Below are 22,975 nucleotides of genomic sequence, written 5' to 3' on the forward strand. Positions count from 1 at the left end.
GCTATTTTTTTTAACGAAAAAATGAAAGCGTCATCATAAGGTCATTTAAAGGGGGAGCAAAATGGATATGTTTGAAAAAATTTCTGAACATGAGCAAGTTGTTTTTTGTAATGACGAGGAAACGGGTTTAAAGGCTGTCATTGCGATACATAATACGACTCTTGGACCGGCATTAGGGGGCTGTAGAATGCGGCCGTATCAATCGGTTGATGAAGCGTTAGAAGATGTTTTACGACTATCCAAAGGCATGACGTATAAATGTGCGGCAGCTGATGTAGATTTCGGTGGAGGTAAAGCTGTTATTATTGGTGATCCACAGAAGGATAAAAGTCCAGAGCTTTTTCGTGCATTTGGACAATTTGTTGAGTCGTTAAACGGACGCTTTTACACAGGAACGGACATGGGAACGACTCCAGATGATTTCATTTATGCCTTAAAAGAAACAAATTGTATAGTTGGGGTTGATGAAGTGTACGGTGGAAGTGGAGATTCCTCTGTACCGACTGCGATGGGCGTTATCTACGGTTTAAGGGCAACCAACCACATGATATGGGGGTCCGATGATTTACATAACAGAAAGTATGCCATTCAAGGGTTAGGAAAAGTAGGCATAAAAGTTGCGCTAAGCTTAATTGAAGAGGGTGCAGAGCTTTTTGTAACAGACATTAATCAAGCGGTGATTGATGAGCTATTAACGAAAGCCAAGGAGCTTGGGACTACAGTAAAGGTAGTAGCAGGTGATGAAATCTACGGTGTAGATGCGGACATTTTTGTTCCTTGTGCAATAGGAGGAGTAATAAACGATCAAACTCTTCGTGAATTAAAAGTCAAAGCTGTCGTCGGTTCTGCAAACAACCAACTTCTTACGACAGAACACGGTAAGAAACTCCATGAAAGAGGAATTCTTTACGCACCTGATTATATTGTGAATGCAGGTGGGCTGATTCAAGTGGCAGATGAGCTATATGAGCCTAATAAAGAAAGAGTGTTGCAAAAAACAAGAACAATCTATCATTCCCTCATGAAAATCTACAAAGATGCAGAGGCGAACGGAATTACAACGATTGAGGCAGGAGACACCTTTTGTGAGGAGCGAATTCAGTCCCGAGCACGTAGAAATAGCTTCTTTTCCCATATGAAAAGGCCGAAATGGTCAGTGAGAACTTAAAAAGAGGTGAAGGAATGGAGAGTCAATTTCCAATTAAACAAATTGTGAATGAAGAGGGTGTCATTGTTGACACTTTCTATGAAGGAAAGATTGATAAAGAACAAGTGTATTCTTTTTATGAACAATGTAACCGTATTAGGGTTTTTGATAAAAAAGCAATCAGTTTACAGCGACAAGGACGAATTGGAACTTATGCCCCTTATGAAGGTCAAGAAGCTTCACAGGTCGGAAGTGCGCTTGCTTTAAGAAAGGACGACTGGTTGTTCCCTTCTTATCGAGACCATGGAGCAACAATGACATTTGGTCATTCTTTACGAAATATTTTATTGTTTTGGAATGGAAGAAATGAAGGCTGTGTGCCGCCAGACGGAAAGAGAATTTTTCCACCTGGTATTCCGATTGCAACCCAACTACCGCATGCAGCTGGTGCTGCTTATGCCGAGAAGTTGAAAGGAAGCAATCATGCTGCCATTGTCTATTTTGGCGATGGTGCTACATCTGAGGGGGACTTCCATGAAGGACTTAATGTAGCGAGTGTGTTAAAAGCACCAGTCGTTTTTTTAAATCAAAATAATTATTATGCGATTTCAGTCCCCCTTCATAAACAAATGAACACAAAAACGATTGCGCAAAAAGCGCTCTCTTATGATATACCAGGAGTGCGAGTGGACGGAAATGATGTATTCGCCGTATATGAAGAGACGAAAAAAGCCTTGCAAAGAGCACGGAATGGGGAAGGGCCGACTCTGATTGAAGCCGTTACCTGGAGGTACGGAGCACATACAACGGCGGATGATCCAACAAAATATCGAGACCAAAATGATAGCCAAGAACGACGTGAAAAAGATCCGCTCGTCCGCCTGGAAAAATTGATGAAGAATCATGAGTGGTGGGATGAAGAATGGGTAACTAGTATAAAGCAAAAGGCACATGCTGAAGTTGATCAAGCCGTGCATGATATGGAAGCCTTTCCGAAAGCAGATCCTCGTTTAATCTTCGATCATGTATTTGCAGAGCCGACATGGATGATTACAGAGCAAAAAGAAAAGCTACTGCAGCATTTAGAAGGAGGAATGAAATGAAAACGGTTGAAAAAACAAGAACGTTAACGCTTGTCAGTGCTATTACGGATGCATTACGGGTTATGTTGAAGGAACATGAAGATGTCATTTTAATGGGAGAAGATATTGGGAAAAACGGCGGGGTATTCCGAGCGACAGAAGGTCTTCAAACAGAATTCGGTGAGTCAAGGGTGATGGATACGCCTTTAAGTGAAGCGGGCTTTATCGGAGCGGCGATTGGAATGGCTTGTAATGGATTTCGCCCAGTTGCTGAAATTCAATTTTTAGGATTCATTTACCCAGCTTATGAACAAATTATGACTCATGCTTCAAGGCTTCGTTCGAGAACACTCGGCCACTTTACAGTTCCAATGGTCATCCGTGCTCCGTATGGTGCAGGGGTAAGAGCACCAGAAATCCATTCGGACAGTACGGAAGCGTTATTCACTCACATGCCAGGACTGAAAGTTGTCTGTCCTTCTACTCCTTATGATGCGAAAGGATTACTCATTTCTTCCATAGAGGATCCAGATCCTGTTTTATACCTTGAACCAATGCATCTTTATCGGTCAGCTCGAGGTGAGGTGCCAAGTGAGAAATACACAGTGGAAATTGGGAAAGGTAGGCGAATGAAGGAAGGGGATGACGTCACCATTATTGCGTGGGGCGCTATGGTGAAAGTTGCTATGGAAGCTGCAGCAAAATGCAAAGAGATTTCTTGTGATGTTCTTGACCTTCGCACACTTTATCCATTAGATAAGGATCTAATTATGGAATCTGTCGAAAAAACAGGTAGAACGGTTATTGTACAAGAGGCACACGAGACAGGCGGAGTGGCAAATGATGTGCTTTCTATTATTAATGACAAATGTTTTCTGTTTCAGAAGGCACCTACAGAACGAGTAGCTGGTTTTGACACGCCTGTACCGTATTTTGGTTTGGAGGATTATTATTTACCAACAGTCGATCGAGTGGTAGAAGCAGTAGAAAAAGTAATGTCCTTTTAGGAGGGTTAAAGAATGGAAGTAAAGCTGAATGATATTGGGGAAGGCATGACAGAAGCCCATATTTCCCATTATTTTGTGAAGCCTGGGGATGTTGTGGTCGCAGACCAGCCATTAGTAGAGGTTCAAACGGATAAAATGACCGCTGAAATCCCTTCACCAATAAATGGAATTATCCAGAAGTTGCTTGTCTCGACAGGAAAAACGGTTCCTGTTGGAACAACGATCATAACGATTTCTGAAGAAAAAAAGAAACAAGAAAAGAAGAGAAAGCAAATATTAGCCTCTCCTTATACAAGGAAAATGGCCAGAGAATTAGGTGTGCTGCTTGAAAATATTCAGGGTTCAGGAATAAGTGGAAGAATAACGGATGAGGATGTTCAAAACTATGCTGATGAAAAAACAGCCGTAGTTGAAACCGTAACCGTAAATCAACCCGAATCGAGCAAAAATCTTGAAACAACAAACAGAAATCTTCCTTTTCGAGGGAGACGGAAGCAAATTGCTCATAAAATGAAGACATCGCTACGTACGATACCACATTGTACTTCTTTTGAAGAGATTGATGTTACGAACGTATTCGAAGTACGTGAACAGCTAAAGGCAGAAGGAGTTAACATATCGATTGCCGTCTTCTTCTTAAAAGCCTTGTCATTATCTTTAAAAGAATACCCTATTTTTAATAGTACGCTAGATGAAGAGAATGAAATGATTCATCTTCATGAAGCACATCACTTTGGAATAGCTATCGATACGGAGGATGGTTTAATTGCGCCTGTTCTTTCACATGTTGAGAAAAAGTCCATCCGTCAACTTCAAGCTGAATTGAAGGATCTGACTCAACGAACTCTTCAGAATCAACTAACTTCAGCAGATCTAAAGGGTGGTACCTTCACGGTAAGCAATGTTGGACCGCTTCATGGGTCGATAGGTGCAACACCGATTATTAATCCACCAGAGGCAGCATTAATTGCTTTTCATAAAACAAAAAAACGCCCAATGGTAAATGACACAGATGACATCGTTATTCGAAAGATGATGAATATCTCCTTTTCATTTGATCATCGGGTTGCAGATGGCGGTACAGCAGTAAAGTTTACTAATCTATTAACGCAATATATAGAGAATCCTAGTACAATGCTTGTGGAGTTGATGTAAATGGTAGTAGGAGAAATTGCAGAGGAAAAAGAGCTTGTCATTATTGGGGGAGGCCCAGGTGGTTATCATGCCGCTATCCGTGCTGCACAATTAGGGATACAAGTGACACTTATTGAGAAAAAAGAGCTTGGGGGAGTATGTCTGAACGATGGCTGTATTCCGTCAAAGGCTCTTACAACCTTAGCAAAACGGACAGAGGATTGGAAGCATGGAAAAGAGATGGGATTAGAATCGAAAGAGCCCATCATCAATTTGAAAACATTTCAAACGTATAAAAATAAGCTGATTAAGCAACTGCAAAAGGGAGTAGAAGGCTTATGTAAAGCAAATAAAATCGAAGTCATTAAAGGAAATGCCGCTTTTTTATCGGAAGATCGTGTAGGTGTAGAAGCAGGTCATGATTTTCAAGTATTCAAATTCCACCACTGTATCATCGCAACGGGTGCAGGTTTGGAGCAAGAAAGCTGGATCCCAGCAGGTCATCGAAATGTTTTCAATTCGTATACTATTTTTACATTAGAAGACATTCCAGCTCATATTATTTTGTATGGACAAGACTATATTACCCTAGAACTCGCTTTTTCATTGAAGGCACTTGGTAGTCAAGTGACGCTTGTTACACAAGAGGAATTTGATCTTGATGAAACCGTGAGAAAAGAGTTGAAAAGAAGCCTAAAAAAGAAAAAAATCAAGCACTTCTCTCGTTATCAAGCAATTGGCTTTCAGGAGGAAGAGAAATTGCTTCAAATTCAGTTGCAAGATTCTTCAGGGGAAAGAATAACAGTAGAAGGGACTCATCTTTATGCCTCAGGCACAAAGAAGCCAAATATAGCAGGGATAGGAATAGATAGACTGAACATTAAAACACAGGCTGGATATATTGAAGTGGATCAGGAATGTTGTACTTCTATTTCCTCTATTTATGCTATCGGAGATGTTACAAGTGGTGAAAAACTTGCGGTGAAAGCAATCAAGCAAGGAAAAGTAGCAGCGCAGTCGATACATGGTTTAAAACCAGAATATGACGAACGCTATCTTCCCAAGGTAATTCATACGCTTCCACCAATAGCTTCCGTAGGTTTGACAGAAGAAATAGCAAAGGAACATTATGACGTTGTATCGAGCACATATCCTTTAACGGGAACGGGCTATGCTGCGATTTTAGGTGAAAAGCAGGGAACTGTAAAGGTGATTAAGGAAAAAGGTACAGACCTTCTGCTCGGTGTTCACATGATAGGGGCTGGAGCTGTGGAACTAATCTCATCTGCGACAATCGGTTTAGAGATGGTTGCTAGAGAAGAGGATCTTCTATATCCGTTCTATCCACATCCTAGTATGAATGAAGGGTTATTAGAGGCGATTGAAGGGCTAGAAGGAAAAGCGATTCATGCAATGCCAAAAAAACAATCGGCACGAGTAAACGTGTGAAAATGGAGGGGTTTGAAATGCAAGATAAAACAATGATGAATCAAGTGACAACGGAGGATTTCTTTCCGGTAAAAGATGTTGATTATATTGAGTATTACACAGGAAATGCAAAACAAGCGATGCACTTCTTTTGCAAAACATTTGGCTTCCGTCCTATCGCATTTTCAGGCTTAGAAACGGGTAATCGTGAAACAATCTCATATGTTTTACAACAGCAAAATATTCGGTTAGTCGTGACAGGTAGTTTAAAGGAAGAGACGAGAGTAGCTCAATTTGTGAAGAAGCATGGAGACGGAGTACGAGACATTGCTTTAACCGTTGAGGATGTTGAGAAAGCTTATGAAGGGGCTGTTTCGAGAGGGGCTATTGAAATTCAACCACCTGTTACAATAACAGACGAAAATGGGGAAATTAAAAAAGCTGTAATTGGAACATACGGTGATACTATCCACACATTAATAGAACGAAAGAATTATAGTGGTGCTTTCACTCCAGGCTTTGAGCCATGTGAATTTTCTATTCCCTTTAATGAAGCTGGTCTTATTGCAATCGACCATGTGGTAGGCAATGTAGAGCGGATGGATGAGTGGGTAAGTTATTATGAAAAAGTTATGGGGTTTAAGGAATTACGTCACTTTACAGATAGCGATATTAACACGGAATATTCTGCGTTAATGTCCAAGGTGATGCATAATGGTGGCAGAATTAAGTTTCCAATTAATGAGCCTGCAGAAGGGAAAAGAAAGTCACAAATACAGGAATACTTAGAGTTTTTTAATGGTGCAGGTGTTCAGCATTTAGCCCTTTTAACGGAGGATATTGTTGAAACAGTAAGTAAGTTAAAAGAAAACGGAGTTGAGTTTTTAGATACACCGAACTCCTATTATGACATGTTATCTGAGCGAGTTGGAGAAATTGATGAAGAAATTGAAAAATTAAAAGAGCTAAATATTTTAGTTGATCGAGATGACGAAGGCTATTTACTTCAAATTTTCACGAAGCCTATTGTAGATCGTCCGACTTTATTCATTGAAATAATTCAACGAAAAGGAGCTAGAGGATTCGGCGAAGGAAATTTCAAAGCGCTATTTGAATCAATAGAACGCGAGCAAGCACGTCGAGGAAATTTATAAGGAAGTGAGACTACATCGATCCTACAGGCAGTATTGTCACAATAGGAATGAAATGTAGTGGTATTCCCAAATGAGGAAATAAAATGACAAGCGAATAGGTTGTTTAAGTAGGGGATGAAGCGAAATGCTAATTAAAACAAGGGATCGCGTTGAAGAGATTGCGCCGTATGTCCTAGGAAAAAGCATTGAAGACATACAGCAAGAGTACGGACTTCGAGTAATAAGGAAGATGTCGGAAAATGAAAATGTTTATGGGTGCTCACCGAGAGTGAAGGAAATGCTCCCGCGCTTTTTGGAGGCTATTCATCATTATCCTGACGGGTTGGCAATAGAGCTATCAACCAATGTTTCAGAACACCTTGGTGTAAGAGTAGAAAATCTCGTATTTGGTAACGGATCTGATGAAGTAATCCGCTTACTTACAAGAGCGTATATTTCTTCTGGAGATGAAGCCATTATGGCAGAAGTCACTTTCCCCCGCTATAAAACGAACGTTTTTTTAGAAGAAGGTATTCCTATCTCGGTCCCTTTACTTAATGGGGCTCACCATTTAGAAAGAATGCTAGAACATATTACGGACCGTACAAAGATGATCTTCGTCTGCAACCCTAATAACCCAACGGGTACAATTGTCGGAAAAGATGAGCTCTTAAGATTTATTCAGCAAGTGCCATCACATATATTAGTTATTATTGATGAAGCATATTTTGAATACGTTACAACAGAGAATTATTTAGATACCATTTCCTTATTAAATGAATTTCCTAATTTAGTGGTACTTCGAACATTTTCTAAAATTTATGGATTAGCAAGCTTGCGAATAGGATATGGGGTTATGAATGAGGAAATTAGTATACAGCTTCAGAAGGTGAAGGATGTCTTTAATGTTAATCGACTCGCTCAGCTAGCTGCAATCGAAGCGTTAAAGGATCAACTTTTTATTCAACAATGCGCAAAAAAGAATAAAGCAGGAAGAGAGTACTTAGAGAAAGCCCTAAAGGAAATCGGTGTCCCTTACTTTCTCTCTCAGTCTAACTTCATGATGATAAAACTTCCGGAAACGGGCGATCGTATATCACATGAGTTATTAAGACGAGGCATTGTCGTCCGTTCAGGAACGTTACTTGGTTTCGATTCCACGATCCGTGTTACAGTAGGCACGGATATAGATAATCGTCATTTTGTTGAAGAGCTTAATCATATTCTTCATAGTAAATAACTCGATTGAAGATGTAAAAGCTGGTGAATACCTTATGAAAACGAACTAAACGATCACAATTTCTTTTAGTTCGTTTTATCTTGTAAAAATTCATAGACAGAAGGGAGAGGAAACAGTGGAAATTACTCCGAAAAGTTTAGATTGGCAAGAGGCATACAAACTCTTAATCGGTTCAATCGTTCCTCGTCCTATCGCATTTGTTTCTACAATAGATTTAAAAGGAACGCCAAATGTTGCTCCATATAGTTTTTTTACAGCCATTTGTGCAGATCCAATGCTTATTTGTTTTTCTCCAATGCGAAAAGGAACAAATGGAAACAAAAAGGATACGTTGTTAAACATTGAAGAAACAAAGGAGTTTGTTATTAATATAGTAAGTCAAGAGTTTGTCAGAGAAATGAATGATACTGCACAGGATTTGCCTCAGGAAATTGATGAATTTGATTTAGTTGGCTTGGAAAAGACTCCCTCACATACGGTAAAGCCGTATCGGGTTAAAGAAAGTAAGGTTCAATTAGAGTGTACATTACATGATGTTCTACACTTTGGTGACAAGCCGGGTGCTGGCAGTTTAGTGATTGGGCAAGTTCAACATGTTCATATACGTGATGATCTTTTTAACGAAGGAAAAATTGATACAGAATTATTGAAGCCGATTGGGCGACTAGCGGGACAAACGTTTACAAATCCATTAGCGGAAACGTTTGATCTTGTTCGAAAGAGGTGAGGCGATGAAGTGGGTTACATTCCAAACAAGTGAAGGTATGCAAAAAGCAGGTTGGCTACACCAAGACGGGGTAGTGGATATGCACTTCATTTCTGGTGGCGAGCTCCCGAAGGATTTATTAACTTTAATTCAGCATTACGAAAAGTTCCAAGCGCAGGTGAAGGCGCTATATAATAGCTGTGAAGCTACCTATTCTCTTGAAGAAGTAAAATTACTAGCTCCCTTGCCTCAACCCATCAGCTATCGCGATTTCTATGCCTTTGAAAATCATGTGAAAACTGCTAGATCAAAACGAGGGCTTTCGGTAGTTGAAGAGTGGTATCAATTCCCTGTCTTTTATTTTTCAAACCATTTAGCTATTAATGGACATGAGGAGGAAATTGTTTCACCAAGGGAGTGTGAGGAACTGGATTATGAACTTGAGGTTGCGTGCATTATTGGAAAAAAAGGGCGCAACATTCCAAAGGAAAAAGCCGAAGAGTATATTTTTGGTTATTGTATTTTAAACGACTGGAGTGCTCGAGACCTTCAGCGAAGTGAAATGAAGGTAGGACTAGGACCTGCGAAAGGAAAGGATTTTGCCACGACAATCGGCCCTTACATTGTTACTCCTGACGAATTGGAGGAGTATCGTATTGATGAGGGCTTCATGCTGGACATGACAGCAAAAGTAAATGGGCAAACATTATCGCATGGGAATTTAAAAGATATTTATTATTCATTTGCTGAAATGATTGAACGTGCTTCAGCTGATGTCATGTTATATCCTGGCGAGCTTATTGGTTCGGGTACCGTTGGAACAGGATGCATATTAGAATTAGGAACGGATGTTCATCCATGGTTACAACCTCAAGATGAAATAGAGTTAGAAGTGACTGGTTTAGGAGTATTAAGAAATACCATTCGTTAAGGGGGGAGAAAATGTACTACCGACAAATGGGGAAAATCCCACATAAACGACACACAATGTTTAAAAAGGAAGATGGATCGCTTTTTCGTGAACAGGTAATGGGGACAAAAGGGTTTTCAGGATCACAATCTATTTTGTACCACCACTATATGCCGACAGAAGTAGTGAGAACAACATTATTAGGAAATTATTTACCTGAGTATGAAGAGAATCAACCTTTGCAACATCGTCATTTTTTAACAAGTAAACAAACGATAATGGATGATGCTATTAAAGGGAGAACCTATCTATTAGGAAATGACGACCTTCTAATCGCGACGGCTCGGATAAATAAAGAGATGGAGAATTATTACCGCAATGGCGATGGAGATGAAATGCTCTTTGTACATTATGGTAGCGGTAAAGTGGAAACAATGTTCGGTACCATTACCTATCGAAAAGGTGATTATATCGTTATTCCAATTGGTACGATTTATCGTGTGCTCCCAGATGAAGAAACAAAACTATTAATTATTGAATCATTTAGTCAAATAACGACACCACGGCGCTATCGCAACGAATACGGCCAATTGTTAGAACATAGTCCATTTTGTGAACGTGACATCCAGGGTCCCGAGGAACTTGTGACGTTCGATGAAAAAGGCGAATTTGAAGTAGTGACAAAATCAAGAGGGCAGTTACATTCACATCTGTTGAATCACCATCCACTTGATGTGGTTGGATGGGATGGTTATTTATACCCTTGGGTATTTAATATCGAAGATTTTGAACCGATTACAGGTCGTGTTCATCAGCCTCCTCCAGTCCACCAAACCTTTGAAGGGCATAATTTTGTTGTATGCTCCTTTGTACCAAGGCTGTATGATTATCATCCAGAAGCTATCCCAGCCCCTTATTATCATAGTAATGTCAATTCAGATGAGCTTCTATATTATGTTGAAGGCAACTTTATGAGTCGTAAAGGGATAAAAGAAGAGTCCATTACTTTGCATCCTCTCGGTATTCCGCATGGGCCTCATCCTGGTACAACTGAGGCAAGCATCGGGAAGAAAGAAACGCTCGAACTTGCTGTTATGATTGATACGTTTAAGCCTTTAAAAGTGGTCAAATCAGCCGGTAATTGGGAAGATGAAAAGTATATGTATTCGTGGGTTGAGAAATAAGCTCCCAACCATGCCGAAATGGAACGTTCAGGTGGTTTGAGGATCTCTATAAGATAGAGTTCACGAAGACGCTTCATTTTGTTACAATGGAGAAAACGTATGTTCGAAGGGAGTAGTATAAGTATGGCTGTAAAACGTTGTGAATGGGTAAATGACGACCCTTTGTATATCGATTATCATGATCAGGAGTGGGGAGTACCTGTGTATGACGACCACCTTTTGTTCGAATATTTAATTCTAGAAGGAGCTCAAGCAGGTCTTAGCTGGTATACCATCTTAAAAAAAAGAGAACATTATCGAAAGGCTTTTGATGGTTTTAACCCAGAAATTATTGCGTTGTATGATGAAGATAAAATTCAAAGCCTACTAAGTAATAAAGGGATTGTAAGAAACCAATTGAAGATACGTTCCGTTGTGACGAATGCACAAAATTACCTCAAAGTAGTAGAGGAGTTCGGCTCTTTTTCTGATTACATCTGGTCATTTGTCGATGGAAAGCCCATTCAAAATCGTTTTGAATCGATTGAAGAGGTCCCTACTTCAACCCCAATCAGTGATGCGCTTAGCAAAGATTTAAAAAAACGAGGATTTAAATTTATTGGAACGACTATTTGCTATGCTTTCATGCAAGCTGTTGGAATGGTAAATGACCATGTAATCGATTGTGCCTGTTATAAATTGACCCCGCTTCCTTAGGAAGAGGGGCTTTTTTCGTTTTGTTTACACAATGGAATCTGGTATTTTGTATTAATGCTAATATTTTCACAATATTGTATAATTAAACTATATACATAAAAACGACAATGTTCGACTAGCGCTATAATGCCTTTCTTCGGAAGAATGGATTGTACCCTATCATTCTTAAATGTCATGGAAATAGGAATGGAAAACATGAGAAAAAACAAAAAATATAAAATAGTGATTATTGTATTCTCCCTAATTTTACTAGTTTTATCCGTTATAAATGTGTTTATATCATACTTAAATACGAAACAAGCTGTAGAAATGTCAATGGGAAATCACAGCCTAGAAATGGCAAATGCAATCGCTTCCTCTGTGGATACAGAAACGTATAAAGAGTTTATCATGAACCAAAAGCAAGGGGAGTCTTACGAGGAAATTCGTCAATACTTAAACGATGCCAAGAACAAAACGGGGGCACTTCAAGTATATACCCTATTCATGGATAGTAAAATGATTGTAGACTCATCTGGGGAAGTAGTTACAAACGAACGGGTCGCTTCTGGTGAGTATGTAAAAAAAGCCTTTGAGGGTCTCCCTTATTTTACTGAAGTCTTCCATGACGGTGAAGCAGGTCCCTATTTATCGGCAGGTGCTCCTATTCTTGATGTCAATCATGAAGTCATTGGTATCATTGGAATAGACTGTAGTACTGAAACGTTAGATAAAGTTGAAGAAGAAATGGTTCAACAAAACATAACGAGCCTTTCTATTAATGGATTATTGGTATTTGTCATCATCGTCGTCGTTTCTTCTATTATTAACAAATATAATCGTGAGTTAAAAGAACAAGTGGATGATACCGAACAAATTTATCAAACAGAGGTTCAATCCCTAATTGATTCTGTACGCTTCATTCGTCATGATTTTATTAATCATATGCAAGTCGTTCATGGTTTAATTCAGCTTGAAAAAACACCTGAGGCTTTAGACTATATAGTGAGCTTAAATGGTGAGATATGTGGTGGACCTGCTCCTAACATTCAAGTGGAAAATAATGCTTTAATGGTTTTGTTACAAACGAAATGGATAAAAGCCCATAATAATGAAATAGAAGTAAATTTTCATATAGATGATCATACATACGCACGAATCTTATCAAAAGATTTAATCAAGCTATTATCCAATTTAATCGATAATGCCATTGATGCAACGGTAGAGCTTGATTCTAAGGATAGAATGCTTTCTGTTACCACAAAAGCCAGTGAAAAGGGCTATATGTTTATAGTCAGGAATAGTGGAAATACGTTATCCAATGACATGCTTGATAAAATATTCCAAAAAGGGTTCTCTACAAAGAAATCAAAAGGTGTTGAAAGGGGACAGGGACTGGCCATTGTCTCAGCGATTGTGAGTCGATATAAAGGGACGATTACAGTAACGTCAGAGGGAAATGTAACAACCTTTTTCGTACACTTGTTTGTTAAGTAATGAGAGTTATGATGAATTTCATGCTCACCTCATGATTCTCCTATCCTTTAAAATGGTACAAAAGAAATGTCATCTATCCGTCTTAAGGTGGAGGAAAATTCCTTACTAGGATGGAAGAAGTTTATTGGCTGTATGATAAACTAATGATATAAATAATTCCAGAAAAAAGGATAGGGGTGCGTAGGATGGCGCTAAAAGATTTGTTTTCGTTTAAAACTGTACCATTTGAAGAAGTAGCTACTGTTGAAGGGGAAAATTTACGTAAAATTATGATTGAAGGAAATTCATCTGATATTGATGTGATTCCGGGTGAGACAGATAGTATAGAGATTAAACTAAGTGGGGAAATAAGTGAAAAGTTAGTGGATTCAGTATCACTAAAGGCTTCGCGAGTGAATGATACCCTTATGATTGAAGTGAAGCGGAAGCATAGTACTTTTCAGTTTGGTGTAACGATTCAAAGCTTATCTCTAGAGGTGCAAGTACCTCAGCGCATGTACGAATCCCTTTTTATTTATACAGCATCTGGCGATATTTCTGTGCATGGAATAGAAGCTAAAGACGTTGAATGCAAAGCAAGTTCCGGTGATATCAAATTAAAGTCTGTAAATCAACCAGACTATATTAAGCTGTCTTCTTCTAGTGGGGATATATTACTAGCAGATGCCAAGGCGAAAAAACTAAAGTTAAAATCTAGTAGTGGAAGCATTGTTACTCGTAAGGCGAATTGGGCAAGTTCAACGATCACCTCTTCTTCAGGGGAAATTGATGTAGATAGCTTTACAGGGCAATTAAGAGCGGATTCAAGTTCAGGAGATATTCAAATATATAGTGAAAGCTTAAGTGGAGATCTAGACGTAGAATCGTCAAGTGGCTCAGTTAATATTGAGTTTCTAGAAGAACCACAATCTGTTTTCTTAGATTATAAAGCAAGCTCAGGCGAAGGAGACGTTCAACTAATAGGAATGGACTTTGAGGAGAAAAAGGAATCAAAGATTGTGGGTACAAAAGGTGAAGGACAGTATAGTATAAAAGTTCGTACCTCTTCAGGCGATTTTTCATTAAAGGCATAATAAGTAGTAGTTGATCATTAAAAACGAAAAAACATATCGTTTCAGATATGTTTTTTTGCATTTGTTCACTTAATGAGGAAACAAGAGAAGAAGAGCATGAAGACTTTCACTGCCTATGCTTCTTTTCCGTCATGGTTAAATTAGCTGTTACTCTTTTTTAATCTGTACAAAAACGTGATACACTAAGGTTATAATGAGTTTGGAAAAAGAGAGGAAATGAGAAATGAGTCAACATGATACAACAGAATGGTCTGTTTTGAACAAATTAAAGCCATTTTTACAAGAAGCATGGAAACAATCTGGCTTTCAAAAACCAACTAACATTCAAACCGAAGCCATTCCAACAATAATGGAAAAAAAAGATGTCATATGTGAATCACCAACAGGAACGGGAAAGACATTAGCCTATTTAATCCCAACTTTAGAAAAAATAGATGCGGAAAGCCAGCATATCCAAGCGGTTGTCATTGCTCCTTCTCGTGAGCTGGTTATGCAAATACACAGTGAAATTCAATCATGGGCGAGTGCGAGTGACATTAGAAGTGCTTCGTTTATTGGCGGAGCCAATGTAAAAAAGCAATTGGAGAAATTAAAAAAGCGTCCCCAAATTATCGTTGGGACAACAGGTCGTATTATGGAGCTTATAAAGGCGAAAAAACTGAAAATGCATGAGGTAAGCACGATTGTTGCTGATGAAGCAGATCAATTAACATTACCTGAACACCGCCGACATTTGGAGGACATTATTAAAACAACCTTAAAGGACCAACGACAGCTTATCTTTTTCTCTGCAACGATTGGGAAGGAAACGGAACGAGTGGCTAAGGAGATGATGGTATCTCCATCCATTATTAAAGTTGAGCAAAACAAGGCTGACAAATTAAAGGTAGAGCATCTATACCTTGTTAGTGAGCGTCGTGAAAAAATGACGATGTTAAGAAGTATTCTACATAGCTTTACTGGAAAAACACTTATTTTTGTGAAAGATGGAGAGACAGCAGAGGAAGTTCAACGTAAACTACAATTTCATCATATTAATGTGGATATTTTAGATGGAATGTCTAAAAAACAGGAAAGAGAAGCAGCGATGCGTAATTTCCGGAAGAATAAAGTGGCGACTTTAGTGGTAACCGATCTTGCAGCAAGAGGACTCGATATTCGCAATGTTTCACATGTTATCCAGTTTGATATTCCACGGGAGTATAAACAATATGTTCACCGTTCAGGGAGAACAGGCAGAATGGGTGCGATGGGATTTGTCATCTCCATCGTCACGCAACAAGAAGTAAGAGACGTTAAGCGTTTTTGTAAAGAGCTTGGAGTAAAGGCCATCCGAAAGAATCTTTACAAAGGAGAATTAATAGATCATATTATGAAAAAGGAAGAAAAAGGTAAAAGGCGTTCAAAAAAGAGTCTACCCAATAAGAAGAATAAGAAATCATAAGGCAATGAAAGAGCACTTTTAGGAGTGCTCTTTTGCATATTGAAAAGGATTCTGCTGTCTAACTAGTTTGCAAAGTGCAGCTTCTATTATTTATTGGGTAGGTCAAGAGTCGCTTTTTTTACTTCACCAATATATTCGGACTGAGGTCTAAAAATTGTATTATTTTCACTCTGTTCTATTATATGAGCCGTCCAGCCGACCATACGACTTACAGTAAAAGTAGGAGTGAAAAGATCGCTGTCTAAATCGATTGCTTTCATAATAGCTGCTGCGTAGAATTCAATGTTTGTGTATAAACCACGGCCTGGTTTTAATTCACTCAAGAGGTCAATCGCTATATTTTCAACATGAATAGCAAGGTCAAGCCAATTGTTTTCTCCTATCATTTCTAATAATTTTCCTTTTAAAGCAATCGCTCGAGGATCATGAGTTTTGTAAATTCGATGTCCAAACCCCATTAGTTTTTCCCCGTTTATTAACTTTGTCTTTAGCAGATGCCTAGCACGATCCTCTGTTTTAATTTCGTTTAATAACTTGATTACTCCAGAAGGTGCGCCACCGTGAAGGGGGCCCTTCATTGTCCCTATCGCAGCAGCAATAGCAGAAACCATATCAGACTCTGAAGAAGCTGTTACTCGTGCTGAAAAGGCGGAAGCATTCAAACCATGCTCCAACGTCAAAATCATGTAAGTTTCTAAGGCGTTGACTGTTGTTTTAGTTGGCTTTTCTCCATGTAACATATAGAGATAGTTTTCTACATGACCTAGTCTTTTGCTAGGCTCTGTAAATTCCTTCTTTTGTAGTCTACTTTGTCTGTACGCAATGATGGTTGGCGTCAAAGCCGTTAATCTAATTGCTTGGGAAATCGTTGGTTTCCAGCTGTAGTTCTTTGTCCCTTCCGCAGATATAGCGGTTCTTAACACACTCATCATATCCATTTCGTCTGGAAGAGCATCTATAATTGTTTTTAAACTTTGAGTCAAAAATCGATTTCTTACTAGTTGTTGATGAAGATTCGTTAATTCTTCTTGTGTTGGTAAATATCCGTGCCAAATTAAGAAAGCGATGGCTTCGAATGAATAGTTAGTCGTTAGATGCCTAATTTCATAACCACGATAAATAAGTCTACCTTCTTTTCCGTCCACATGACAGATTGCTGTTTCGGCTGCTACAATTCCTTTTAATCCATTTGTTAACATCCCTTTATTCCCCTTTCCCTTGGTTATATCTATTGTATAATGGGAATATGATTAAGAAAATTAAATATATTTAATCTATTTGATTACAATTATTAATAAGGGGGAGGATATGGAGTTAAATTGGATTCAAACGTTTATATCCGCAGCAGAGTATGGGAACTTTCGAAAGGCGGCAGAAAGTCTTTACATTTCTCAACCATCTGTAACCGTCCATATTAAACAGTTAGAAAAGGAACTAGGTGTCGTTTTATTTGATCGAAATGGGAAGAAAGTGAAGCTTACGGAGGCAGGAAGAAGGTATTTAATGCATGCGAAAGAAATGATGAATGTATACGAAAAAGGAGTGGATGACCTCCAAACATTTAGTCAAGGGTACACTTCTAAACTTTCAATTGCCATTTCCCCCTTAATTGCTGACACACTTCTACCATATGTTCTAAAACAGTATTTAAAAAAGCATCCGACAGTGGAGATATCTGTTCAAATTGTCGAATCAAATGCCATTGAGCAAACCGTCCTTAAGGAGGAGGTAGACCTTGGACTGTCATGTATTCCAAGCTTTCACCCGGAAATAGAAAGTAGACTACTGTACGATGACAAAGTAATTTTAGTCGCTCCTCATGACGGAAGAGATTTTGAATCCGCCTATCAATTAGAAGAGGAAGAAGTATTAGCAACGAACTATTTACTAACATATAATCACCCTGCCTATTGGGAGACACTCTGCAAAACGGTCAAGCGATTCTACCCTGCTACACGTATGATGAAGGTATCACAAATTCATATTACTAAACGGTTTATTGTGGAAGGACTAGGGGTTTCTTACTTACCTTCTTCAACTGTTAGAAGGGAACTCCTTGAAGGAAGATTATTAGAAGTAGATACGTATTCCTTTGACTTACCTGAAGCCAATACATTTGCTATTCTTAAATATGAGCATAAAGAGCAAAAAGAATTTTTATCCTTCTTGTCTCATTTCAGGTTTTAAGAGAAGGGCAGTTTGGAAAAGCAAAAAGTTTGGTTATAAATGATTGTAGAAATCATCTATCTCTATGAGGGTGGTTAAGCTGTGAGGCGGCTTTAGTTCTGATGAGATAGGACTAAAGCCGACTAGCTTATTTATTCTATTAAGAGTGGATTTCTATTTAAAACGGGTCATATTTAGCTAGAATTTCCCCTTTTGTTCCCTCATCGACTAGTTCTAAATTCTGTGTTTTTTGATTGAGTTGATATACATATAAACTTTCTTCGTCATAATTGAAAGGAACTTCCACATTTTCATCTATAAAACTTTGTGTGCTAATAAAATACTTCTCGTCCCCTACACTAATTTCTTTTAACAATAGCTTAGGTCCTGAATGTGTTCGTAACTCCCTCTTTAGCTCGCTTACATTGGAAAATGATGCTTCCCCGCTAATGGAAAGATAACCAGAGTCAACGACGTAGGTCCACTGTTTATTTGTAAAAGGGTTGCCACTAGTGGGTTCAAGAGTAATTTGTCCATTTGGAAATTCATTGTCCAATTGATTTTGCAATTGAATCTTTGAATAGCCTCTTAAACCAATATACGCTGTGGTGATACATAGCCCAATAATAATGATTGTCGTTTGCCATTTCTTTTTTTCTGTTTGCTGAAATGAACCCAATAGAACAATCAAGATAAGGAACGGGATAACAATAAACCCGTCACTTCCTGTCAGAATATTTAACCCAATATCTGTTGAGTCAATAAGTGGGTACAATAACGATAATCCATTATCAAGAAAATCCATAAAAAGATGTCCGATGAGTAAAGAAAGGAACAAGGTTACCCAAAGTAAGCTCAATTTTGTTTCAGGTAGAAAAGAGCGACTCACTATGGCCAATCCTAAACTTAAACTAGGAGCTACAAAAAGAGAATGACCATATAAGTAGAAGTTATTAATAATAGTGGCATTATCCGTTACTAAGGTGAGAGGTAAGGATAAATCGGGTAAAAGTCCTGCTAAAAAGCCAAAGAGTAATAATTTCGACACGTTTTTATTGGCCATTTTTCTATGACCTATAAGATACGCAACGATTGCTCCTGTTGCGCCGTGATAGCCAATTTCACTTATTAATGTAATAATATTTATATTCATTTCATTAACTCCTATCGAGAATAACGAGCGTAAATCGTTACTCCATTTTACGAATAAAAACTTAAGAGGTTCTAGACTTCTATTGTTGATAGCTAGTGGTTTTCATAGATTAAATTGTTCTCATTTGAAAAGCCTTTTATTACTACCGGTTCTTCGACTGGCTCAGTGGAGTAACTTAATGTATACCCATTATAATTAACGTACTGTATGTTGTTTTGGTTATTTACTGAAATGGTTTCTATATCTTTATTCGTTATGATGCCGACAAACCATCGCCCCGAGGAGCTCGTTCTATCCGTATATATATTCCAATAAATTTCTTCTTCTAAGTCATTTATATTTGCAATTAGTCCATAATTAGATAATTGTTCATTGTAAATGGTATAGAAATAAATATTTCCTGAAGTATCCGTGACCAGATTTAGGTTTATTTTTTCATCAATATTTATGGATTTAACACTTTCTTCCATTAAAGGATATGGATGATACGTTCCTTTTTCAAATATGGAAAGAGCAGTCGGCTGAGGTCTGAACAATATAGCAAATATTAATAGTAATATTGAAGCGATTATAGTTAATGACATAGCGGGAGATAGAGACGTTCTTACATTATTACTCACAAAGATTCCTCCAAACTCAGTTTTCAAAGTAGAATAAGTAAAGAAAAGGTATACGTATTATTGTTTCCCTTTCTCTCTAGCTTAGCTTAATTACATAGTAGGGTAAAATATTTAAAAAGAAAGTAGGATAAATTTTAAACTTTTCTTAAATTTATACTTAGTAAAGGAATATTAGTTTAGGACTATAAGGTAGATAAAAGAACTGTAAATTGATAATGGGGTTATTTCCAGAAAAGGGCCATAGCCATGAAGACTTTAATTCGAGATAATTAATTATTTTAACTCAAAATAAACTTCCTTTTTCAAGAGGTTTTACAATGGGGCAGAATATAATAATTTTACCCTACTAAAAGAATTAGTCTTGGTCGTCTTAACATGATGGACACCCCCTAAGAGGTTAAAACAGTTATTTACTAACTCTTAGTTTTGCGCTTTCTGTTGATAGAACCCCTATATCTCAAAGGATTCCAACGAATTGTTGATGTTGACCCGAATGATGCTCGATTGGACGACGAGCTGGCGACGTCCAAAAAACGTGAAGAGGAAATGAATGACAACTAGCAACGGAGGATTGACGTGATCTTGAGACTCGAGAAAAAGAAGAAGCCAAGCTAGATTGATCGGTTATTGTTGTGGAAGCAGGGTTAAAAGCCTTTAAATAGCCATAGCATTTTTAAATCCGTATTTTTGGGACTAGCCCCTATTTGATGAATAATGAATAATGACTATGATATATTATTAAATATAGCTATTAAAGGATAATACTATCTGATCAGAGGAGGATGTAAGTTGTGAGTGAAACGTGCGTTCCAACTGGAGTTGAGTTAAAAAGTACTGCTTTTGGTTATACATTGTCCTTGATAAGCGGCAAATATAAAATGATTATTATGTATTGGCTTTATGAGAATAAGGTAATGCGACATAATGAGCTGAAAAGATGTATTGATACAATTCCATTTAAAACGTTAAGTGTCATGTTGAAAGAACTTGAAAGGGATAATCTCATTATACGAAAAGAGTTTCCCCAAATACCTCCAAAAGTAGAATATTCTTTATCTGAACGAGGTCTTTCGCTCATTCCGTTACTAGATATGATGTGCGACTGGGGGGAGAAAAATCGTTTGTCAGTCTCCAAAGTTGCTGAGTAGTAATTATAACACTAAAAAAGTATTCTCTAATTTAGAGAATACTTTTTTAGTGTTATAGCTCCTTAAGAAATTGTAGATAATCAGAAGCACTTTTTTCAATTTCACTCTTAGATGGTTCATATTCTGCGCCATAAAACGCAAAGAATGAACGATAATCTGCTTTGCAATAGATAGCAGTTGTTTTAAATGGAGCTAAAATCTGTTCAAGTGTGAATTGATATCTTCCGCTTTCACTGTAATCTTCATTTTTTATTCCTGCAGATACAGCCAAAGCAAGCTTACGACCTTTTAGTTTATCTCCTTCTGAACCAAAGGCCCATCCGTAAGCAAAAACATCGTCCAACCATTGTTTAAGAAGAGGTGGGCAATTAAACCAAAAGATGGGGAACTGAAAAATAAGATTTCCATGAGATTCAACCAGTTTTTGTTCTTTTTCTACATCTATTTTCCCATCAGGATAAACTTTATATAACTCATGGATAGTATACTGTTCGGGATATTTTTTTAATTCTTCAACCCATCTTTTATTAACAACGGATGTTTCTAAATTCGGGTGCGCTATGATAACAAGAGTCTTCATTTCTTCCTCCTAAATTTTATAATAAATTCAACATTTCATCCTCTGAAAATTATTATAAACTCAACACTACAAGTATGTAAGTATGCACATTTATTACATGTACTTACCTAAAGGTAAGTGCTGATGACCTTTTCTCTTTGTGAGGGAGGTGTTTTTTCTTCTGTTTGTAGTTACCATTTAACTGTTAATAAAAATTATTCAGGTTGATATTACTTCCTTTTAAATTGATTTTCCATACTAATCACGCACCCTTTTTAGAATAATAGTGTCAATATGCCCAAGACTTATTCGTTACTTGAAAATGAAATGAGAGAAAAAAGTGACACTAGGTGGTTAGAACGTTCATGTTCATTCAAATTCATAAAAAAACATCAGACGATGACCAGATCTACTTGTATTGAAGAATTGTGTAGGGTGATGGTAGGCATGAAATCGAGATAACTTAAATATACCAAATGAAGGATAAGCGCCTTATTTTATTGAATTAAAGTAGTAAGCTAACATAATAAAAGGATAAGGGGTTAAGCAATGACATTTAAAAAGAAGCTAAATGAAATTGTTGATTTTCAAGTAGATGGACATGGGGAAATTATTGAATTATCGAAGAGGTGTAGATTTTCTAATTGCTCTCATATGAAAGAAACTAATTGTGCTGTGAAAAAAGCGATTAATGACGGGGTTCTTTCAAAGGAAAAATTCATTTTATATTATAGAGAGAAGAATGAAGCATTATATGTTTACAATCAAAAGAATAAAACTAAAGCTATTGAGTATATGAAGAAAAGGGACCTTTTTCGAAATCCTCCTATAAATTTCGAGTAGATGAAGAATATTAGCCACTGATCTCAGTTTCAAGTTATTCATTGTAGTGAGCAATAGGGTAAGAATATTGTTAATTTATTCCATTATTGGGAGCTAATCTGTAAGAAGGGATAGTTCTTTTCTTCATTTTAGGACTATATTATTTTGTAAATTGTAGGGTGAAGCTAGTGACTTAATTGGGTTACTTGAACTATATTTCTTAATCTTTAGATGTTCTAGACTATCTCCTAGCTAAATAACAAGTTAACATAAATAAAAACAGAGGATGGGTTAAGAGCATAAAGAGTAATGCAATATGATCACAACGCTGTAGTAAATATTTTGTGTAGAACCTCACTATTTATATAGCGGGGTTTTAATCTATGAAAATTTGAGCTTGTAGAAGAGTATTTACCCAATCAGTTAATATTTTCCAACATAGTATATAGTACATCCTATTTAAAGGAGTAATATAAGTGAATATAGTGCTTTTGGAGGCCTTGATATTCATATGTTTATTTATTAATTAATCCCTACTCACTTAAGCAGGGTTCTTTATTGTTAAGGTGAGTTGAACATTAAACATTCGGTTTTATCTTCCGCAATCGGGACAATTGTTAAATATCAGAAGTAAAAGTCTTCAATTTTTTTAAAAGCCAACATTGAACCTTCAGGAAAAGAAGTCATTTAATCAATTTTTATTCCAAGCAAACAATTAATCATATTGTTCTTCCTAAATCAACCTATTTGTAGGTAGAATTTCCTGTTATTTTGTCAAACAGTTGATTAAATTGTCGAAATATTATAAAATCACAATACTTTAGGAAAGGAGTTAAAAAATTCGGAG

General features: G+C 37.4%; 21 protein-coding genes. 17 read left to right on the plus strand and 4 right to left on the minus strand.

Going from position 1 to position 22,975, the window contains the following annotated elements; translation table 11 throughout:
- The first annotated feature begins 61 nt into the window (after positions 1 to 61).
- The 14 genes from WAK64_RS18320 to WAK64_RS18385 all read left to right on the plus strand — a co-directional run bounded on the left by WAK64_RS18320 (position 62) and on the right by WAK64_RS18385 (position 15,660).
- Positions 62 to 1,168 carry a Leu/Phe/Val dehydrogenase gene (locus WAK64_RS18320; RefSeq protein ID WP_336588451.1) on the plus strand — a complete coding sequence of 369 codons (1,107 nt, stop codon included), beginning with the start codon at positions 62 to 64 and terminating at the stop codon, positions 1,166 to 1,168.
- A gap of 14 nt (positions 1,169 to 1,182) precedes the next feature.
- Entirely contained in the window at positions 1,183 to 2,250 is a 1,068-nt protein-coding gene (gene pdhA / locus WAK64_RS18325) for a pyruvate dehydrogenase (acetyl-transferring) E1 component subunit alpha (RefSeq protein ID WP_336588452.1), read from the plus strand.
- The gene (locus WAK64_RS18330; protein WP_336588453.1) at positions 2,247 to 3,236 is read left to right on the plus strand and encodes an alpha-ketoacid dehydrogenase subunit beta; all 990 of its coding nucleotides are present in this window, start codon (positions 2,247 to 2,249) and stop codon (positions 3,234 to 3,236) included. Before pdhA ends, WAK64_RS18330 begins: the two co-directional genes overlap by 4 nt.
- 12 nt (positions 3,237 to 3,248) lie before the next feature.
- Complete coding sequence (locus WAK64_RS18335; protein WP_336588454.1) at positions 3,249 to 4,391, plus strand: dihydrolipoamide acetyltransferase family protein; 1,143 nt, start codon at positions 3,249 to 3,251, stop codon at positions 4,389 to 4,391.
- A complete protein-coding gene (locus WAK64_RS18340) occupies positions 4,392 to 5,819 on the plus strand; it encodes a dihydrolipoyl dehydrogenase family protein (RefSeq protein ID WP_336588455.1) in 1,428 nt (475 codons plus the stop codon). It abuts the gene before it with no gap.
- Positions 5,820 to 5,836: 17 nt separating this feature from the next.
- Complete coding sequence (gene hppD, locus WAK64_RS18345) at positions 5,837 to 6,952, plus strand: 4-hydroxyphenylpyruvate dioxygenase (RefSeq protein ID WP_336588456.1); 1,116 nt, start codon at positions 5,837 to 5,839, stop codon at positions 6,950 to 6,952.
- Between the two features lie 124 nt (positions 6,953 to 7,076).
- Complete coding sequence (gene hisC / locus WAK64_RS18350) at positions 7,077 to 8,171, plus strand: histidinol-phosphate transaminase (RefSeq protein WP_336588457.1); 1,095 nt, start codon at positions 7,077 to 7,079, stop codon at positions 8,169 to 8,171.
- 115 nt (positions 8,172 to 8,286) lie between these two features.
- Positions 8,287 to 8,898: a flavin reductase family protein gene (locus WAK64_RS18355; protein WP_336588458.1), complete on the plus strand. Its 612-nt coding sequence runs from the start codon at positions 8,287 to 8,289 to the stop codon at positions 8,896 to 8,898.
- A gap of 4 nt (positions 8,899 to 8,902) precedes the next feature.
- The gene (locus WAK64_RS18360; protein WP_336588459.1) at positions 8,903 to 9,808 is read left to right on the plus strand and encodes a fumarylacetoacetate hydrolase family protein; all 906 of its coding nucleotides are present in this window, start codon (positions 8,903 to 8,905) and stop codon (positions 9,806 to 9,808) included.
- Between the two features lie 11 nt (positions 9,809 to 9,819).
- Positions 9,820 to 10,971 carry a homogentisate 1,2-dioxygenase gene (locus WAK64_RS18365; RefSeq protein WP_336588460.1) on the plus strand — a complete coding sequence of 384 codons (1,152 nt, stop codon included), beginning with the start codon at positions 9,820 to 9,822 and terminating at the stop codon, positions 10,969 to 10,971.
- A 123-nt stretch (positions 10,972 to 11,094) separates the two neighbouring features.
- Positions 11,095 to 11,667, plus strand: a complete 573-nt coding sequence (locus WAK64_RS18370) for a DNA-3-methyladenine glycosylase I (protein ID WP_336588461.1) — start codon at positions 11,095 to 11,097, stop codon at positions 11,665 to 11,667.
- 195 nt (positions 11,668 to 11,862) lie between these two features.
- Positions 11,863 to 13,143, plus strand: a complete 1,281-nt coding sequence (locus WAK64_RS18375) for a sensor histidine kinase (RefSeq protein WP_336588462.1) — start codon at positions 11,863 to 11,865, stop codon at positions 13,141 to 13,143.
- A gap of 185 nt (positions 13,144 to 13,328) precedes the next feature.
- On the plus strand, positions 13,329 to 14,216 hold the full coding sequence (locus WAK64_RS18380; RefSeq protein ID WP_336588463.1) for a DUF4097 family beta strand repeat-containing protein: 888 nt from the start codon (positions 13,329 to 13,331) through the stop codon (positions 14,214 to 14,216).
- Positions 14,217 to 14,439: 223 nt separating this feature from the next.
- Positions 14,440 to 15,660: a DEAD/DEAH box helicase gene (locus tag WAK64_RS18385; protein ID WP_336588464.1), complete on the plus strand. Its 1,221-nt coding sequence runs from the start codon at positions 14,440 to 14,442 to the stop codon at positions 15,658 to 15,660.
- 86 nt (positions 15,661 to 15,746) lie between these two features.
- Here the strand turns inward: WAK64_RS18385 and WAK64_RS18390 are convergent, their stop codons facing one another.
- Positions 15,747 to 16,859 carry a citrate synthase/methylcitrate synthase gene (locus WAK64_RS18390; protein WP_336588465.1) on the minus strand — a complete coding sequence of 371 codons (1,113 nt, stop codon included), beginning with the start codon at positions 16,857 to 16,859 and terminating at the stop codon, positions 15,747 to 15,749.
- Between the two features lie 109 nt (positions 16,860 to 16,968).
- Here WAK64_RS18390 and WAK64_RS18395 point away from each other — a divergent pair, with 109 nt between their 5' ends.
- Positions 16,969 to 17,847, plus strand: coding sequence for a LysR family transcriptional regulator (locus WAK64_RS18395; RefSeq protein WP_336588466.1), 879 nt, complete (start codon positions 16,969 to 16,971; stop codon positions 17,845 to 17,847).
- A 157-nt stretch (positions 17,848 to 18,004) separates the two neighbouring features.
- Here WAK64_RS18395 and WAK64_RS18400 read toward each other — a convergent pair whose 3' ends face one another.
- On the minus strand, positions 18,005 to 18,979 hold the full coding sequence (locus WAK64_RS18400) for a metal-dependent hydrolase (protein ID WP_336588467.1): 975 nt from the start codon (positions 18,977 to 18,979) through the stop codon (positions 18,005 to 18,007).
- A 92-nt stretch (positions 18,980 to 19,071) separates the two neighbouring features.
- Positions 19,072 to 19,599, minus strand: coding sequence for a hypothetical protein (locus tag WAK64_RS18405; RefSeq protein WP_336588468.1), 528 nt, complete (start codon positions 19,597 to 19,599; stop codon positions 19,072 to 19,074).
- 791 nt (positions 19,600 to 20,390) lie between these two features.
- Here WAK64_RS18405 and WAK64_RS18410 point away from each other — a divergent pair.
- A complete protein-coding gene (locus WAK64_RS18410) occupies positions 20,391 to 20,747 on the plus strand; it encodes a winged helix-turn-helix transcriptional regulator (RefSeq protein WP_336588469.1) in 357 nt (118 codons plus the stop codon).
- A 52-nt stretch (positions 20,748 to 20,799) separates the two neighbouring features.
- Here the strand turns inward: WAK64_RS18410 and WAK64_RS18415 are convergent, their stop codons facing one another.
- Entirely contained in the window at positions 20,800 to 21,327 is a 528-nt protein-coding gene (locus WAK64_RS18415) for an NAD(P)H-dependent oxidoreductase (RefSeq protein ID WP_336588470.1), read from the minus strand.
- 528 nt (positions 21,328 to 21,855) lie between these two features.
- Here WAK64_RS18415 and WAK64_RS18420 point away from each other — a divergent pair.
- Entirely contained in the window at positions 21,856 to 22,149 is a 294-nt protein-coding gene (locus tag WAK64_RS18420) for a hypothetical protein (RefSeq protein WP_336588471.1), read from the plus strand.
- The last annotated feature ends 826 nt before the right edge of the window (positions 22,150 to 22,975 follow it).

The organism is Bacillus spongiae (genome assembly GCF_037120725.1).
Lineage (GTDB): Bacteria > Bacillota > Bacilli > Bacillales > Bacillaceae_K > Bacillus_CI > Bacillus_CI spongiae.

Bases quoted from the DNA above. Each gene is read 5' to 3' on its own strand.
- WAK64_RS18390 (WP_336588465.1), bottom strand. From the start codon at position 16,859: ATGTTAACAAATGGATTAAAAGGAATTGTAGCAGCCGAAACAGCAATC.
- WAK64_RS18420 (WP_336588471.1), top strand. From the start codon at position 21,856: ATGACATTTAAAAAGAAGCTAAATGAAATTGTTGATTTTCAAGTAGAT.
- WAK64_RS18415 (WP_336588470.1), bottom strand. From the start codon at position 21,327: ATGAAGACTCTTGTTATCATAGCGCACCCGAATTTAGAAACATCCGTT.
- WAK64_RS18380 (WP_336588463.1), top strand. From the start codon at position 13,329: ATGGCGCTAAAAGATTTGTTTTCGTTTAAAACTGTACCATTTGAAGAA.
- WAK64_RS18385 (WP_336588464.1), top strand. From the start codon at position 14,440: ATGAGTCAACATGATACAACAGAATGGTCTGTTTTGAACAAATTAAAG.
- WAK64_RS18335 (WP_336588454.1), top strand. From the start codon at position 3,249: ATGGAAGTAAAGCTGAATGATATTGGGGAAGGCATGACAGAAGCCCAT.
- WAK64_RS18320 (WP_336588451.1), top strand. From the start codon at position 62: ATGGATATGTTTGAAAAAATTTCTGAACATGAGCAAGTTGTTTTTTGT.
- WAK64_RS18340 (WP_336588455.1), top strand. From the start codon at position 4,392: ATGGTAGTAGGAGAAATTGCAGAGGAAAAAGAGCTTGTCATTATTGGG.
- WAK64_RS18365 (WP_336588460.1), top strand. From the start codon at position 9,820: ATGTACTACCGACAAATGGGGAAAATCCCACATAAACGACACACAATG.
- pdhA (WP_336588452.1), top strand. From the start codon at position 1,183: ATGGAGAGTCAATTTCCAATTAAACAAATTGTGAATGAAGAGGGTGTC.
- WAK64_RS18395 (WP_336588466.1), top strand. From the start codon at position 16,969: ATGGAGTTAAATTGGATTCAAACGTTTATATCCGCAGCAGAGTATGGG.
- hisC (WP_336588457.1), top strand. From the start codon at position 7,077: ATGCTAATTAAAACAAGGGATCGCGTTGAAGAGATTGCGCCGTATGTC.
- WAK64_RS18330 (WP_336588453.1), top strand. From the start codon at position 2,247: ATGAAAACGGTTGAAAAAACAAGAACGTTAACGCTTGTCAGTGCTATT.
- WAK64_RS18370 (WP_336588461.1), top strand. From the start codon at position 11,095: ATGGCTGTAAAACGTTGTGAATGGGTAAATGACGACCCTTTGTATATC.
- hppD (WP_336588456.1), top strand. From the start codon at position 5,837: ATGCAAGATAAAACAATGATGAATCAAGTGACAACGGAGGATTTCTTT.
- WAK64_RS18400 (WP_336588467.1), bottom strand. From the start codon at position 18,979: ATGAATATAAATATTATTACATTAATAAGTGAAATTGGCTATCACGGC.
- WAK64_RS18375 (WP_336588462.1), top strand. From the start codon at position 11,863: ATGAGAAAAAACAAAAAATATAAAATAGTGATTATTGTATTCTCCCTA.
- WAK64_RS18360 (WP_336588459.1), top strand. From the start codon at position 8,903: ATGAAGTGGGTTACATTCCAAACAAGTGAAGGTATGCAAAAAGCAGGT.